The sequence below is a fragment of the Arthrobacter sp. 01T425 genome, assembly GCF_056398725.1.
The window spans coordinates 375821-391723 of record NZ_JBFTPY010000001.1; the positions used below are offsets into that span (position 1 = coordinate 375821).

The following is a 15903-nucleotide window of genomic DNA, read 5'->3' on the forward strand; positions in this document are numbered from 1 at the left end:
GATGTATTCACGCAAGCGTGTAAGCAAAGCCCTCCCGGCTGGGTCGGTGCCAGTGACCGGGCCCCGGGTCACCAGATGCTGACGCGCTCCTGCGGTGCCATCCACATGCCGTCCTGGTCCGTGACGCCGAATGCCGCATGGAAGGCGTCGAGGTTCTTGGCGATGGCGTTCGTGCGGAACTCATTTGGGGAGTGCGGATCCGTCGCCAGCCGGCGGATGGCCTCTTCGGTCCGGATGACCTGCCGCCACCCCGCGGCCCAGGACGCGAAGAAACGCTGCACCCCGGTCAGGCCATCGAGCACCGGCGGTTCCTGCCCGTCGAGGCTGATCAGGTAGGCCTTGTAGCCGATGGTGAGCCCGCCCAGGTCGCCGATGTTCTCGCCCAAGGTCAGCTTGCCGTTGACCGTGTGGCCGGGGGCTGCCGTGGGGGAAAGGGCATCGAACTGCGCCACGAGCCGGGCGGCCAGCGCCTCGAACGCGGTGCGGTCATCCTCCGTCCACCAGTTGCGCAGCAGGCCGCTGCCGTCGTACTGCGAGCCCTGGTCATCGAAGCCGTGGCCGATTTCATGGCCGATCACGGCACCGATGCCGCCGTAGTTGACGGCGTCATCGGCGTCGGCAGTGAAGAACGGGGGCTGCAGCATGGCCGCAGGGAACACGATCTCGTTCAGGAGCGGATGGTAGTAGGCGTTGACCGTCTGAGGCGTCATCAGCCACTTCTCGCGGTCCACGGGCTTGCCGACCTCGTCGAGGTGGCGGTCGACGTCGGCGCTGTGCGCGCGCTCCACATTCCCCAGCAGATCGGCGGGGTCGATCTCCACCGCGGAGTAGTCGATCCACTTGTCCGGGAAGCCGATCTTGGCGCGGAAGGAGTCCAGCTTTTTCAGGGCCTCGAGCTTGGTTGCCTCGCCCATCCAGGTCAGCCCGGTGATGGACTCGCGGTACGCCTCGATCAAGTTGGCCACGAGGGTCTGCATGCGCGCCTTGTGCCCCTCCGGGAAGTGTCCGGCCACGTAGATCTGCCCGACCGCCTCACCCAGGGCCGCCTCGACCACCGCGACGCCGCGCTTCCAGCGGTCCTTGATCCGCGGCGTACCGCTCAGGGTGGTGCCATAGAACGCGAAGTTCGCGTCCACGAACCCGGAAGACAGGTACGGGGCGGCCGCGCTGACCACGCGCATGGCGAGCCATTCCTGCCAGGTCGCCAGCGGTTCGGAATCCAGCAGCGAGGCCGCGCCGGAGAAGAAGTCGGGGGTGCTCACCACCAGCTCGGCACGCTTCTCCGGCTCGATGCCGGCCGCGTCGAACCAGTCCGCCAGCAGAGGGAACAGCTCCGCGGCTTCTGCGGCGGACTTCAAGTTGTACGTTTTTTGCGGATTCCGCAATGTCACGTTGTCCCAGTGGTGCGAAGCCAGCGCAGTTTCCAGCGCCACCACGCGTCCGGCTGCCCCCTCAGGGTCGGCAACCTCCGCGAGGCCCAGCATGGCCCCCACGTGTGCACGGTAGGCCTGGACCATCGGGGCGAACTTCGCTTCCCGGTAATAAGACTCATCCGGCAGGCCGAGGCCGCCCTGGCCCGTGTAGAGCAGGACCCGGTCCGGGTTTCCGGCATCCGGGGCGGGGTAAATATAAAAGAGCCCGGACACATCGGCGCGGAACAGCCGTCCGGCCAGCGCCACGAGTTCGGGCACCGACGTCGTCGCGAACACCTGCGCCAGCCGCGCCCGGAGCGGGTCCAGGCCCTTGGCCTCGACCGCCGCTTCGTCCATGAAGCTGTTGTACAGGTCCCCGATCTTGCGCTCGATGCCGGTCGCCTTCGCACCGCGTGCGGCGGCCTGCTCGATGATCTCCTTCACCGCGAGCTCCGACGCGTCGCGCAAGGCGGTGAAGGTGCCCTCCAGCGGCCGGTCGTCCGGGATGACCGTAGTGTTGAGCCAGCCGCCATTCACATGCTGGTACAGGTCATCCTGCGGGCGGACGCTGGCGTCGATGGTGGACAGATCGATCCCCGAAAGTGGCACGGATGCTCCTTTGAGAGGCAGTCCGGCCCGGAGTGTTTGCCGGCGCACGGTCTGCATGGTGGACGTTACGGTGGTCTGGCTCCTTCATCTTACGCACCCGTGTTACTGTGAAAAGGTGCGCGCAGAACTGCTCCTTCTTAGCTGCCGCGGCGAGGCCTCAGACGCGATCTAGCGCAAGGCCCACCCTCGCTGCGGAGTTTGTGTTGCCCGGCCACCCTTTCACCAAGAATCACAGAAAAGGCCCCGATTGTAATGCGAAACGCACAGAAGCCCTCAGGAATGCCGGTCCACCGCTACATCCCGTTCCAGGACCAGATCACCGTTGAACTGCCGGACCGCACCTGGCCGGACAAAGTCATCACCAAGGCCCCGCGCTGGTGCGCCGTGGACCTGCGCGACGGCAATCAGGCCCTCATCGATCCCATGAGCCCGGCCCGCAAGCTGAAGATGTTCGACCTGCTGGTCCGGATGGGCTACAAGGAGATCGAGGTCGGGTTCCCCTCGGCATCGCAGACGGACTTCGACTTCGTCCGGCAGCTGATCGAGGGCAACCACATCCCGGACGACGTCACGATCCAGGTGCTGACGCAGGCACGCGAACACCTGATCGAGCGGACCTATGAGTCCCTGGTCGGGGCGAAGCAGGCAATCGTCCACCTCTACAACTCCACGTCCGTCCTGCAGCGCCGCGTGGTCTTCAACCAGGACGAGGACGGCATCCTCGACATCGCCCTGCAGGGTGCTCGGCTGTGCAAGAAGTACGAGGAAACCCTCGCCGATACGCACATCACCTACGAATACTCGCCCGAGTCCTTCACCGGCACCGAGCTGGAGTACGCCATCCGGGTCTGCAACGCGATCGCCGACGTCTTCGAGGCCTCGGCGGACCGTCAGGTCATCATCAACCTGCCCGCCACGGTGGAAATGGCCACCCCCAATGTCTACGCCGACTCCATCGAGTGGATGAGCCGGAATCTGCACCCGCGCGAAGGCATCATCCTGTCCCTGCACCCGCATAACGACCGCGGCACCGGCGTCGCCGCCGCCGAGCTGGGCTACCTGGCCGGGGCAGACCGGATCGAGGGCTGCCTCTTCGGCAACGGCGAGCGGACCGGCAACGTGGACCTGGTGACCCTGGGCCTGAACATGTTCGTCCAGGGCATCGACCCGATGATCGACTTCTCCGACATCGACGAAATCCGCCGCACGGTGGAGTACTGCAACCAGCTGCCGGTGGCCGAGCGGTCCCCGTACGGCGGAGACCTCGTCTTCACGGCGTTCTCCGGCTCGCACCAGGACGCGATCAAGAAGGGCCTGGAGGCCCTCGAAAAGGACGCGGCCGCGGCGGGCAAGGACGTGGCCGACTACACCTGGCAGGTCCCGTACCTGCCGGTGGACCCGAAGGACCTCGGCCGGAGCTACGAGGCGGTCATCCGGGTCAACTCGCAGTCCGGCAAGGGCGGCGTCGCCTACCTGCTCAAGAACGAGCGCAGCCTGGACCTGCCGCGCCGCGCCCAGATCGAGTTCTCCGGCGTCATCCAGAAACGGACCGACACGGTCGGCGGAGAAGTCAGCGGACCCCAGCTGTGGCAGGTCTTCCAGGACGAATACCTGCCCTCGGGCTCTGCCGACACGCAGTGGGGCCGCTACGCCCTCGGTTCGATCAGCACGGAGACGGACGAAGACGGCGACATGACGCTGACCGCCGCCCTGAAGATCGACGGGACCCAGGTCCGCCGGACCGGGACCGGGAACGGCCCCATCGCGGCCCTGCTGAGCATCCTGCGCGAGGACGGCGTGGACGTCCGGGTCCTGGACTACAGCGAACACGCACTCTCCGAGGGCGGCAGTGCCCTGGCCGCCGCGTATGTCGAATGCGCCGTGGGGGAGCGCGTGCTCTGGGGCGTGGGGATCGATGCCAACACGAGCACGTCAGCCCTCAAGGCCGTCATCTCGGCCGTGAACCGCGCCATCCGGGACGCCCGCGCCTGATCCGTCGCTGCTTGATTCGTCCCTGCCTGATCCGTCCGCGCCTGATCCGTCCGCGGATGGGCAGGCACTGTCGAACCAATGCATGACTGCGCCGCCGGAACACTCCGGCGGCGCAGTATTTTGCCTCAGTCTTTTATCTCAGTCTTTTACCGTTCTGCCTCGGCGGCGCTGCCCATGCCGTGATTCCGTAAAGACAGTGCGAAGATTAACTGTGGTCCAACAATCCTTTGCTGCGCGTGCCTACCGTGATGACGCCGTCGTGCTGCGCACCCATAAGCTGGGCGAGGCCGACCGGATCATCACCCTGCTGACCAAGCACCACGGCCAGGTGCGGGCGGTGGCCAAGGGGGTCCGGCGCACCAGCAGCCGGTTCGGCGCCAGGCTGGAACCGTTCATGGTGGCCGATCTCCAGCTGATTTCCGGGCGGACCCTGGACGTCGTCACGCAGGCCGTGGCCAAGGGCGCTTACGGCGGGAACATCGCCGCGGACTATGGCCGGTACACGGTGGCGGCCGCCATGACCGAGACGGCGGAGAAGCTCACCGACGTCGACGGTGAAGCCGGCACCGCCCAGTACAACCTGCTGGTGGGGGCCCTCGCGTCCCTGAGCCGGGGCGACCACGCCCCCGAACTCATCCTGGATTCCTACCTGCTCCGCGCCCTCGCGACCGGCGGCTGGGCGCCCAGCTTCACCGACTGCGCCCGGTGCGGTGCGTCCGGGCCGCACACCGCCTTTTCCGCGCCTCTCGGCGGCATGGTCTGCCACGGGTGCCGGCCGCCGGGATCGCCCGCGCCGGCCCCGGAGACGGTGCTCCTCATGGGTGCCCTGCTCACCGGAAACTGGACGACGGCGGATGCCTCCGCCTCCGTCCACCGCCGGGAAGCGGCCGGCCTGGTAGCCAGCTACCTCCAGTGGCACCTGGAACGAGTCCTGAAATCCCTCAAACATGTGGAGCGAACGTAAAAGTGGCATTGGGAAGAAGCCTGGGAAAGAACCTGGATAAAAGCCAGGCGAAACAGTCCAACGGCCGGCGGCGGACCACCCCGGTGGTGGCTCCCTATCCGCACCAGTCCGGCGCTGTTCCGCCCGCGATTCCCGCGGAGTTCATCCCGCGGCATGTGGCGATCGTCATGGACGGCAACGGGCGCTGGGCGAACCAGCGGGGCCTGCCCCGGATCGAGGGCCACAAGGCAGGGGAGCCTGCCCTGCTGGACGTCATGGCCGGCGCGATCGAGCTGGGGATCGAATACGTCAGTGTGTACGCCTTCTCCACCGAGAACTGGCGGCGGTCCCCTGAGGAGGTGCGCTTCCTGATGGGCTTCAACAAGGATGTCTTGCGCCGGCAGCGGAACCAGCTCGATGAATGGGGGGTCCGGATCCGCTGGTCCGGGCGGCGCCCGAAGCTGTGGGGCTCGGTGATCCGCGAACTCGAAGAGGCCGAGGACTACACCCGGGGCAACAGCACCTGCACCCTGAACATGTGCGTCAACTATGGCGGACGGGCCGAGATCGCCGACGCCGTCTCCGCGATTGCGGAGGAAGTGGCCCAGGGCCGGCTGAAGCCGGGGGCCATCACCGAGCGGACCATCCAGAAGTTCCTCGACGAGCCGGACCTGCCGGACGTGGACCTGTTCCTGCGCAGTTCCGGGGAACAGCGGCTGTCCAACTTCATGCTCTGGCAGTCGGCCTATGCCGAGTTCGTGTTCATGGACACCCTGTGGCCGGACGTGGACCGGCGGACGCTGTGGGACGCCGTCGAGATCTATGCACAGCGGGATCGCCGCTACGGTGGAGCCATCGACGCCGCTCCCGCCGCGGGCGGCCAGGTCAGCTGATCCGCGTCAGTCGTAGACGTACGCCCTGATCCACCGGGACAGCCGGGCATAGGCGTCCGCGCGGACCCGCGGGGCGGAGAGGAAGACGTCATGCAGGGCGCCGTCAATCCGCTCCAGCGTCACGGTGCGGCCCAGGCTGAGCGCGCGGAGGGCGATTGTGTTCACGTCCAGGACCGCGTCCGTGCGGCGCATGGACTCCTTCCAGAACATCCCGTTGGCGCTGGCGCCCGAGATGAGCACCAGGATGGGCACGTCGATGTTCAGGCCACGCGCCACCTTGGACTGCCCGGCGAGCACGGCGCTGAGCCAGCCGGCGCGGACCGGAAAGGCGTGCGGCGGACGGTAGGCATCGTCCAGGGCCCATTCGCCTTCCGCGGCGCTGCTGATGCTGCGCCAGTAGAAGGCCCGCTCGGGCAGCCGGATCACAGACTCCGGCCAGAACCGGGCGAACGGCTCCACCATGGTCCGCGCGGCGCGGCGCAGGGCGGGGCTGCCGTGGACTTCCAGCCATGGGCTGTCCAGGACCAGTTGTGACACCATCCCCGGATGCCTGTCGGCCCACAGCGCCGCGATCAGGCCGCCGGTGGAGTGTCCCATCAGCGTCACCTGCGGCGCCGCACCGTCCGGCCTGAGCGAGCCGATGATCCCGAGCGCTGCAGTGATCTCGGCGTCGTAGTTGTCCAGGTCCGCGACGTAGCCGCCGTGGGTGCCCGGACGCAGGCTGCGGCCATGGTTGTGCATGTCGAGGGCGAAAAACTCAAACCCCTGCCCCGCCCAGAATTCCGCGAGCTCCTCATTGAAGAAGTAGTCACTCCAGCCGTGCAGGAACAGCACCGCCCGGGCCGGCAGCGCCGATGGTGCCGGCGGGAGCGGGGTATGGCGGACCAGGGTGGCAGTGCGCAGCACACCGTCAGGGCTGACGGCCTCAAAGGTGCACGCCTGGAAATCGTCCCCGAGAATGTCGGTCCGCCACTGCATCGACTTTCCTCCTGTGTTGCTGAGTGCCTGCTCGGACTAGGCCGCGGACGCAGCGGCCCGGCCCGCGGAACGTCCGGAGAAGAGGCATCCGCCCAGGAACGTTCCCTCGAGGGACCGATAGCCGTGGATTCCGCCGCCGCCAAACCCTGCGGCTTCACCGGCCGCGAACAGCCCGGGCACGGGCTGCCCGGCGGCATCCAGGACCCGCGACTGCAGGTCGGTCTGCACCCCGCCAAGGCTCTTGCGCGTCAGGACCGAGAGCCGGACGGCGAGCAGGGGACCGTGCCGCGGATCCAGAAGCCGGTGCGGCGGGGCGACCCTCATGATCTTGTCGGTGGCGAAACGCCGCGCTGCCCGGATCGCCGCCAGCTGCGGATCCTTGCCCATCCCGCTGGCAAACTGCCGGTCCCGGTCGCGGATCAGCTGCTCCAGGGCAGCGGGGTCGATGAGCTGCCCGCCCGTCAGATCGTTCATCTGCCCGGCGAGCCCGGCGGGGTCCGCTGCCTGCAGGAAGTCGACCCCGCGGTCCAGGAACCGCTGCAGCGGTGTATCGCTGCCGGGCTTCAGCCGTGAGACCAGCCGACGGACGTCCTTGCCCGTGAGATCCGGGTTCTGCTCGGATCCTGACAGCGCGAACTCCTTCAGCGCGATGCTGCGGTTCAAGACGAACCATGAATGGGCATGTCCCGTGGCCAGGATGTGGCGCAGGGCGCCGAGCGAATCGAAACCCGGAAACAGGGGAGGCGGGAGCATCCGCCCCGTCGCGTCCAGCCACAGGGCCGACGGTCCGGGCAGGATCCGGATGCCGTGCCGCGGCCAGACCGGGGCATGGTTGTGGATACCCTCCGGGTAATGCCACATCCGGTCCCCGTTGATGAGGTGTCCGCCGGCGCGGCCCACGGCCGGGAGGAAGTCCCCGTCCACGGATGCCGGAACGCCACTCAACATCCGCTCCGGCGCCGCGCCGCCCGGCCATTGCTTGCGGACCACATCGTGGTTGCCGCCGATGCCGCCGCTTGTCACCACCACGGCCGCGGCCGCAGCCTCGAAAGTACCGTCAGGGAGTCGGGAAGAGCTTTCACCCCGGCCTGCGCCACTGGCTTCGAGCAGTTCGCCGCGCACGCCGCTCACCCGGCCCGCAGTTTTCACGAGCCCGGTGGCGCGGTGGCGGAAATGGAAGGACACGCGGCCGGCGGCTTCGCCTTCGCGCAGTTTGGCAAGGAAGGGGGCCACCAGCGCCGGTCCCGTGCCCCACACGACATGGAAGCGCGGGACAGTGTTGCCGTGGCCGTCCGGGCCGTAGCCGCCGCGTTCGGCCCACTGCACCAGGGGAAACAGCCCGACGCCCAGCGAGGCGAGCCAGGCACGCTTCTCACCGGCGGCGAAGTTCACGTACGCCGCCGCCCACTCCTTCGCCAGGGCGTCCTGCGGCCGGTCGAATCCCGCGGACGCATGCCAGTCGGCGAGGGCCAGCTCTTCGCTGTCCCGCACCCCGAGCCGCCGCTGTTCCGGAGTGTTGACCATGAAGAGGCCGCCGAAAGACCAGTGCGCCTGGCCGCCGACGGAGGCCTCGGGTTCCTGATCGAGCACCGCCACCCGGCGGCCGGCCGCATAGGCCTGGGCCGCGGCCACGAGCCCTGCCAGGCCGGCGCCGACCACCACAACGTCGGCCTCGATCCCGCGACCCGAAGCCCCACGGCCGCCCGTTCCGACACCCTCATTGCTGGTCATGGCTTCATGCTAACTCGCGTCGGAGCACTTCCGCCGCCGGGCCCGGGGCGCGGGGCGCCGCAGTCACAACCGCAGTCACAACGGGCAGTCACAACGGCAGTCACAACCGTGCCGGCGCGCGCGCTGGTTTGGTCTGCGCGGCCCGAACCGGAAAACTAGAGGCATGCGCGTATATCCCACATTTTTCCGGCTGGCCTTCTCATGGATGGACGCCGAACGCGCCCATAAGATCGGGTTCAAGGCCATCCGCCTCGCCCACAGCTGCGGTGCCGGGCGGTTGCTGCAGAAGTTCACCGCCCCCGCGGCGTCGCTGCAGACCCAGGCGTTAGGCCTGACCTTCCCGTCCCCGTTCGGCCTTGCGGCCGGCTTCGACAAGGAAGGCCACGGCATCGAGGCGCTGGCGGAGCTCGGCTTCGGCCATGTGGAGGTCGGCACCATCACCGGCCAGGCCCAGCCCGGGAACCCGGCGCCGCGGCTGTTCCGCCTCGTGGAGGACAGGGCCGTCATCAACCGCATGGGATTCAACAACGACGGCGCCGCGGCGGTGGCCCCGCGCCTGAAGTCCGCCCGCGCCGCCCTGCAGCGCCAGCACCCCGGCGTCCGGCCGGTGATCGGGGTGAACATCGGCAAGAGCAAGGTGGTCGGGCTCGAGGATGCGGTGTCCGATTACCTGATCAGCGCGCGCAGCCTGGCCCCCGCAGCGGATTATCTCGTGGTGAACGTCAGCTCGCCCAACACCCCCGGGCTTCGGCTGCTGCAGGACGTGGAGACCCTGCGTCCGCTGCTGGCCGCAGTGGGGGAGGAGGCGGACAAGGCCGCCGGCCGCCACGTTCCGCTCCTGGTCAAGATCGCGCCCGACCTCAGTGATGAGGACATCGACGACGTCGCGCGCCTGGCGCTTGACCTGAAGCTGGACGGCATCATCGCCACCAACACCACGATCGCCCGCACCGGGCTCGCCTCCGGGCCCGACAACGTCGAGGCGTGCGGAGCAGGAGGTCTTTCCGGGGCGCCCCTGAAGAAACGGTCCCTGGAGGTCCTGGCCCGGCTCAAGTCCGTCACCGACGGGGCGCTGACCCTGGTCTCGGTGGGCGGCGTCGAAACGGCACAGGATGTGCAGGAACGGCTGGACGCCGGCGCCACCCTCGTCCAGGGCTACACGGCGTTCCTTTACGAGGGGCCTTTCTGGGCCGCCCGCATCAACCGGCTGCTGGCCACCCACCCGAGCCGGCGCTAGACCTTACGCTGCGATCGGGCCCGGACCGGTCTCCGCAACCAAGAAGCCCCCGGCAGGTGACTGCCGGGGGCTTCTTGGTTGAAGAATCGTGGAAGGGAAATGTCAGGCGGGGAACTCGCCGCGCCGGACCTGGGGCTTGGGCAGGCGCAGGCGGCGGAACTGCAGGGAGCGCATGGAGCCGTACCAGACCGTGCCGCGCTCGACGTCGCCGAACTTTTCGCCGAGCCGTTTCTTGAGCTTGCGGGAGAGGATGAAGACGTCCACGAAGACCGCGAGGAACATGACCCAGAATGCGCCCAGGACGTAGACCATCTGTGCGCTGGAGGCCGGCACGAGCAAGGAGATGATGACAAACAGCAGGGCGCCGAACATGAGGAACTCGCCAAGGCTGAAGCGGGCATCGACGAAATCGCGGGCGAACCGCTTCTGCGGACCCTTGTCCCGCAGCGGCAGGAACTTCTCGTCACCGGTGTCCATGGCCTGCCGCATCTTGAGCCGCTGCTCCGTGACGGCGGCGCGCTCGGCCGCCTTGGAAGCCTTGCGGTCCTCCGGCACGAGGGGCCGCTTGCGGGCCGCCTCCTGGGCGCTGCGCTTGGGCGTGGGTGCGCCCTTGCCGGTCACGGCGCTACGGGCTGCTGCCTCGGATGCCTGCTGGTCAACTACGTCCTGCGCCGATGGCGCTTCCTTTTTACGTCCAAACACCCCTAAAGAATACCCCGCAGACACAGGCCCGAGACCCAGCCCACACGGCGCAGGCCCGGGCGTGACGCTGTTTGTAGTGATTCAGAGCACGGGTAGTGTTTTGGCCATGACTTCATCTACCGCGGGGAACCCGCAGACCACCATGGACCACGAGGGCACCATCGATGCCGAGGCCCTCCGCCAGGCCGTTGCCGAATCGTTCGACGAGACGATCGGCCAGCTGACGGACCTTGTCGCCATACCGGGCATCGCCTGGCCGAGCTTTGATCCTGCCCCGTTGAACCGCAGCGCCGACGCCGTCGCCAGCCTCGTGCGGGCCAGCGGCTTCGACGACGTCCGGATCCTCCGTTGCGACAAGGAAGACGGGACGCCCGGCGGGCCCGCCGTCGTCGCCCGCCGCCCGGCCGCGGAGGGCAAGCCGACAGTCCTGCTGTACGCCCACCACGACGTCCAGCCCACTGGCGACCTGGCACTGTGGGAAACCGACCCCTTTACCGCCGTCGAGCGCGACGGCAGGCTCTTCGGCCGCGGTGCCGCCGATGACAAGGCCGGCATCCTGGCGCACATCGCCGCCTACTCTGCGGTGACGCGGGTGCTCGGTGACGAACTGGGCCTGGGCGTGACGTTCTTCTTCGAGGGCGAAGAGGAAGCCGGCTCGCCAACGTTCCGGCAGTTCCTGGAAACCCACCGCGAACTGCTCCGCGCCGACGTGATCGTCGTGGCGGACTCCAGCAACTGGAAGGTCGGCATTCCGGCCCTCACCACCAGCCTGCGCGGCCTGGTGGACGGCACCATCGAGGTCAAGGTCCTGGACCACGCCGTGCATTCGGGCATGTTCGGCGGCCCCGTGCTCGACGCCCCGACCCTGCTGGCCCGCCTGATCGCGACCCTCCACGACGACGAGGGCAGCGTCGCGATCAAGGGCCTGGTGAGCCGCGATGACGTGGTTGTCGACCTCACCGAGGAGGAGTACCGCGCCGACGCCTCCGTGATCGACGGCGTGAAGCTCGCCGGGACCGGCAGCATTGCCTCACGCATGTGGACCAAGCCCGCCCTGTCCATCATCGGCTTTGACGCCCCGGCCGTGGACGTAGCTTCCAACACCCTGCTGCCGCGGGCCCGGGCCAAGTTCAGCCTGCGCCTGGCCCCGGGTCAGGACCCGGCAGCCGCCATGGAGGCTGTCCGCCAGCACGTCGAAACCCACGCCCCGTTCGGCGCTGAGGTGGTGTTCACCCCGGGGGAGAGCGGCAACTCATTCCTGACGGACACGAGCTCGAAGGCCGCGTCCATGGCCATGTGGGCCCTGGGCGAAGCCTGGGGGGTGCCCGCCGTCGAAATGGGGATCGGCGGATCGATCCCCTTCATCGCGGACCTCACCGAGCTCTACCCGGACGTGCAGATCCTGGTCACCGGCGTCGAGGATCCCGATTCCCGAGCCCACAGCGCCAACGAATCGCTGCATCTGGGCGACTTCCGGAACGCAATTGTCGCCGAGGCCCTGCTGCTCGCGCGCCTGAACAACGAAGGCGCGCTCTAGCCCCCGCGCCCGGCGGGTCCCGGGGAACATCCAGCCGTCTCCCACGGTTACGTCAGAAGTTAGAGCTACAGGGCTGCGCGAAGTAGCATGTAGCTATAGCCCATACCGTTTAAGTAGGGGCGGGCACCGTGCGAGCGGGGCCGCCACCACCGTTGCAAGAAGGTAGGCCATGAGCACTACAACCAATGAAAACAGCGCCGGCAACTCTGCCGCCGAGGCCGGCGAGCTGGCCACGCACGAGGTCATGCTGACCGACGTCGCGGCTGGAAAGGTCCGCAGCCTGCTGGAGCAGGAAGGCCGCACCGATCTGCGCCTCCGCGTTGCCGTGCAGCCCGGCGGTTGCTCCGGCCTGATTTACCAGCTCTACTTCGACGAGCGGCTGCTCGACGGGGATGCAGTGCGAGACTACGACGGGGTCGAAGTCGTCGTCGACAAGATGAGCGTTCCTTACCTCAGCGGTGCCAGCATCGATTTCGAGGACACCATCGCCAAGCAGGGCTTCACGATCGATAACCCGAATGCCGGCGGGTCCTGCGCCTGCGGAGATTCTTTCCACTAATTCCTTCCACTAAGGCCGGGCATTTTGCCCGGCCTTAGTGCCGCAGGATCCTCAACGAGCGGCGCCTACAAAAAGCTCCCGACGCACGGTGCGGACATGTGGGCGAAAACTCCCGGGGAGCGGTAAGCTCTACACCGAGTAGTAAAACTTTTCGTTTGCCCTGCCCGTAATTTGCGGGGCAACAGCAACAAGTAGGAAGGGCCGTCTGTGAGTTCGCAGAACCGAACCGGCAGCCGACGCAAACAGATCACTACGATCACTGGCTTGGCACTAGCCGGCGCGTTGGCTTTGACTGGATGTTCACCAGAGGTACAGAAGGGCTGGTTGCCCACCGAGCGTGGCACCACCAATCACACTGACCTCATCATGGACCTCTGGGTCAACTCATGGATTGCCGCGCTGGTCGTCGGCATCATCACCTGGGGCCTGATGATCTGGTGCATCGTCGCTTACCGGCGCCGCAAGGGCACCGTGGGCTTCCCGCGCCAGAACAGCTTCAACCTTCCGCTTGAAGTGTTCTACCTGACGATCCCGCTGTTCATGGTCCTGGTGTTCTTCTACTTCACCGACCGCGACCAGCAGTCGATCGATGACCGCTCAACGCCGGCCGACGTCGTCGTCGACGTCCGCGGCAAGCAGTGGGCGTGGGACTTCAACTACTTGAAGGGCAACGTCGTCACCGAGGACGTTCACGAAGCGGGCGTCCAGGCGCACCTGACCGGTAACGACGTGGACAAGAACAAGCTGCCCACCCTGTACCTGCCGGTCAACAAGTCGGTTGACCTCGAGCTCAACGCGCGCGACGTCATCCATTCCTTCTGGGTTCCTGCCTTCCTGCAGAAGCGCGACATGATTCCCGGCAAGACCAACTACATCCGGTTGACGCCCACCAGGGAGGGCACCTACGACGGTAAGTGCGCCGAACTCTGTGGCGAGTACCACTCCGAAATGCTGTTCCGCGTGAAGGTTGTCTCCGAGTCGGAGTTCCAGGCGCACATGAACCAGCTGCGCCAGGACGGGAACACCGGCCTGCTCGGTGAAGAGTACGACCGCAACCCGGCCCCGGCCGAAACCAAGTAAGGGGAGCGACGTGGCAACTTACACTCAATCCGCCGGGATCCTCGAGGCTCCCGTAGTACCGAAGTCCAAGGGACGCATCGTCGTCAACTGGATCACCTCGACCGACCACAAAACGATCGGGTACATGTACCTGATCGCGTCGTTCATCTTCTTCTGCTTCGGCGGCATCATGGCGCTGCTGATCCGTGCCGAGCTCTTCGAGCCCGGCATGCAGATCCTGCAGACCAAAGAGCAGTACAACCAGCTCTTCACCATGCACGGCACCGTCATGCTCCTGATGTTCGCGACGCCGCTGTTCGCCGGCTTCACCAACGTCATCATGCCGCTGCAGATCGGTGCCCCCGACGTCGCCTTCCCGCGACTGAACGCGCTGGCCTTCTGGTTCTTCCTCTTCGGCTCCACGATCGCCGTCTCCGGGTTCATCACCCCGCAGGGTGCCGCGTCGTTCGGCTGGTTCGCGTACGCGCCGCTGTCCAACACGACGTTCAGCCCCGGCGTGGGCGGTGACCTCTGGGTCTTCGGCCTGGCGCTCTCCGGCTTCGGCACCATCCTCGGCGCCGTCAACTTCATCACCACCATCATCTGCATGCGCGCCCCGGGCATGACCATGTGGCGGATGCCGATCTTCACCTGGAACGCCCTCGTGACCTCCATCCTGGTCCTGATGGCCTTCCCGCCGCTGGCCGCCGCGCTGTTTGCCCTCGGCGCCGACCGCCGCTTCGGTGCGCACATCTTCGATCCCGAGAACGGCGGCGCCGTCCTCTGGCAGCACCTGTTCTGGTTCTTCGGCCACCCTGAGGTGTACATCATCGCGCTGCCGTTCTTCGGCATCGTCTCCGAGATCTTCCCGGTCTTCAGCCGCAAGCCGATCTTCGGCTACAAGGGCCTGGTCTACGCGACCATCTCCATCGCCGCCCTGTCCGTGACTGTGTGGGCCCACCACATGTACGTCACCGGCTCGGTCCTGCTGCCGTTCTTCTCCTTCATGACGATGCTCATCGCCGTTCCGACCGGTGTGAAGTTCTTCAACTGGATCGGCACCATGTGGCGCGGTTCCATCACGTTCGAGACTCCCATGCTGTGGAGCATCGGCTTCCTGGCGACGTTCCTCTTCGGCGGCCTCACCGGCATCATCCTGGCCTCGCCGCCGCTGGACTTCCACGTCTCGGACTCCTACTTCGTGGTGGCGCACTTCCACTACGTGGTTTTCGGCACCGTCGTGTTCGCCATGTTCGCCGGGTTCTACTTCTGGTGGCCCAAGTGGACCGGCAAGATGCTCAACGAGCGCCTCGGCAAGATCCACTTCTGGATGCTGTTCCTGGGCTTCCACGGCACCTTCCTGATCCAGCACTGGCTCGGCGTCGAGGGCATGCCCCGCCGTTACGCCGACTACATGCCGCAGGACAACTTCACGTGGATGAACCAGTTCTCCACCATCGCCTCGTTCGTCCTCGGCGCATCGCTGATTCCGTTCTTCTGGAACGTCTACATCACCTGGCGCAGCAACGAGCGTGTGGAAGTTGACGACCCGTGGGGCTTCGGTGCCTCGCTGGAATGGGCCACGTCCTGCCCGCCGCCGCGCCACAACTTCACCTCCCTGCCCCGCATCCGCTCCGAGCGTCCTGCCCTGGACCTGCACCATCCGGAGCTCTCCCAGTCCTACACCGCGGATTCGCCTGCTCCGGCAGCAGCGGCTCTCGGTAACGCCGACCAGAAGGACACCGCCAAGTGAAAATCGAATCAAGGATCTTTGGCTTCGGCGTCTTCTTCTTCGTGCCCGTTGCATTCATCTACGGATACCTGACCAACTGGACTGAATGGGTGGGCGCACTGGCCATCCTGCTGGTTGGCGGACTCGCCGGCATGATCGGCGCTTACCTCGGCTTCACCGGCCGCCGCGTGGGCATGCGCCCCGAGGACCGCAACGACGCCGAGATCCACGAAGGCGCCGGCGAGCAGGGACACTTCAGCCCCTGGAGCTGGTGGCCGCTGATGCTGGGCCTGTCCTGCGCCGCAGGGTTCCTCGGCCTGGCCGTAGGCTGGTGGATCGTCTTCATCGCCGGCGGGATGGCAGTGGTCGCACTGGTCGGCTGGGTCTACGAGTACAGCCGCGGTGACCACGCGCACTAGCGCCCACCCGGACTAAAAGTTCAGAACGCACGACGGCGGGCCCCACCATTGGTGGGGCCCGCCGTCGTTGTGTCTTGGTTCTTGAGTTCCTGCCGGCCGG

13 protein-coding genes are annotated in these 15903 nt (G+C 66.9%); 9 read left to right on the top strand and 4 right to left on the bottom strand.

Going from position 1 to position 15903, the window contains the following annotated elements:
* Positions 1–68: 68 nt before the first annotated feature.
* Positions 69–2021, bottom strand: a complete 1953-nt coding sequence (locus tag AC1DNG_RS01780; protein WP_476886491.1) for a M13 family metallopeptidase — start codon at positions 2019–2021, stop codon at positions 69–71.
* 252 nt (positions 2022–2273) lie between these two features.
* Here AC1DNG_RS01780 and leuA point away from each other — a divergent pair, with 252 nt between their 5' ends.
* The 3 genes from leuA to AC1DNG_RS01795 all read left to right on the top strand — a co-directional run bounded on the left by leuA (position 2274) and on the right by AC1DNG_RS01795 (position 5849).
* The gene (leuA, locus tag AC1DNG_RS01785; protein ID WP_476886492.1) at positions 2274–4013 is read left to right on the top strand and encodes a 2-isopropylmalate synthase; all 1740 of its coding nucleotides are present in this window, start codon (positions 2274–2276) and stop codon (positions 4011–4013) included.
* A gap of 211 nt (positions 4014–4224) precedes the next feature.
* Positions 4225–4977 carry a DNA repair protein RecO gene (gene recO, locus AC1DNG_RS01790; RefSeq protein ID WP_028276717.1) on the top strand — a complete coding sequence of 251 codons (753 nt, stop codon included), beginning with the start codon at positions 4225–4227 and terminating at the stop codon, positions 4975–4977.
* A 20-nt stretch (positions 4978–4997) separates the two neighbouring features.
* Positions 4998–5849 (top strand): isoprenyl transferase, encoded by an 852-nt coding sequence (locus AC1DNG_RS01795; protein ID WP_028276718.1) that lies wholly within the window; start codon positions 4998–5000, stop codon positions 5847–5849.
* A gap of 6 nt (positions 5850–5855) precedes the next feature.
* On the opposite strand, the gene AC1DNG_RS01800 is transcribed toward AC1DNG_RS01795, so the two are convergent.
* Positions 5856–6827 (bottom strand): alpha/beta hydrolase, encoded by a 972-nt coding sequence (locus AC1DNG_RS01800; RefSeq protein WP_476849260.1) that lies wholly within the window; start codon positions 6825–6827, stop codon positions 5856–5858.
* A gap of 36 nt (positions 6828–6863) precedes the next feature.
* Positions 6864–8558 carry an FAD-binding dehydrogenase gene (locus AC1DNG_RS01805; RefSeq protein ID WP_476886493.1) on the bottom strand — a complete coding sequence of 565 codons (1695 nt, stop codon included), beginning with the start codon at positions 8556–8558 and terminating at the stop codon, positions 6864–6866.
* 163 nt (positions 8559–8721) lie between these two features.
* Here AC1DNG_RS01805 and AC1DNG_RS01810 point away from each other — a divergent pair, with 163 nt between their 5' ends.
* A complete protein-coding gene (locus AC1DNG_RS01810; protein WP_476886494.1) occupies positions 8722–9795 on the top strand; it encodes a quinone-dependent dihydroorotate dehydrogenase in 1074 nt (357 codons plus the stop codon).
* A gap of 102 nt (positions 9796–9897) precedes the next feature.
* Here the strand turns inward: AC1DNG_RS01810 and AC1DNG_RS01815 are convergent, their stop codons facing one another.
* Positions 9898–10497, bottom strand: coding sequence for a DUF3043 domain-containing protein (locus AC1DNG_RS01815; RefSeq protein ID WP_223917351.1), 600 nt, complete (start codon positions 10495–10497; stop codon positions 9898–9900).
* 106 nt (positions 10498–10603) lie between these two features.
* Here AC1DNG_RS01815 and AC1DNG_RS01820 point away from each other — a divergent pair, with 106 nt between their 5' ends.
* The 5 genes from AC1DNG_RS01820 (at position 10604) to AC1DNG_RS01840 (ending at position 15803) form a co-directional block, all read left to right on the top strand.
* The gene (locus AC1DNG_RS01820) at positions 10604–12034 is read left to right on the top strand and encodes a M20/M25/M40 family metallo-hydrolase (RefSeq protein ID WP_476849257.1); all 1431 of its coding nucleotides are present in this window, start codon (positions 10604–10606) and stop codon (positions 12032–12034) included.
* A 169-nt stretch (positions 12035–12203) separates the two neighbouring features.
* Positions 12204–12593: a HesB/IscA family protein gene (locus tag AC1DNG_RS01825; RefSeq protein WP_028276724.1), complete on the top strand. Its 390-nt coding sequence runs from the start codon at positions 12204–12206 to the stop codon at positions 12591–12593.
* Positions 12594–12800: 207 nt separating this feature from the next.
* Positions 12801–13673 carry an aa3-type cytochrome oxidase subunit II gene (gene ctaC, locus AC1DNG_RS01830; RefSeq protein ID WP_028276725.1) on the top strand — a complete coding sequence of 291 codons (873 nt, stop codon included), beginning with the start codon at positions 12801–12803 and terminating at the stop codon, positions 13671–13673.
* A gap of 10 nt (positions 13674–13683) precedes the next feature.
* Entirely contained in the window at positions 13684–15405 is a 1722-nt protein-coding gene (ctaD, locus tag AC1DNG_RS01835; RefSeq protein ID WP_223917347.1) for an aa3-type cytochrome oxidase subunit I, read from the top strand.
* A complete protein-coding gene (locus AC1DNG_RS01840) occupies positions 15402–15803 on the top strand; it encodes a cytochrome c oxidase subunit 4 (protein WP_018773077.1) in 402 nt (133 codons plus the stop codon). The genes ctaD and AC1DNG_RS01840 overlap by 4 nt, the downstream gene beginning before the upstream one ends.
* The last annotated feature ends 100 nt before the right edge of the window (positions 15804–15903 follow it).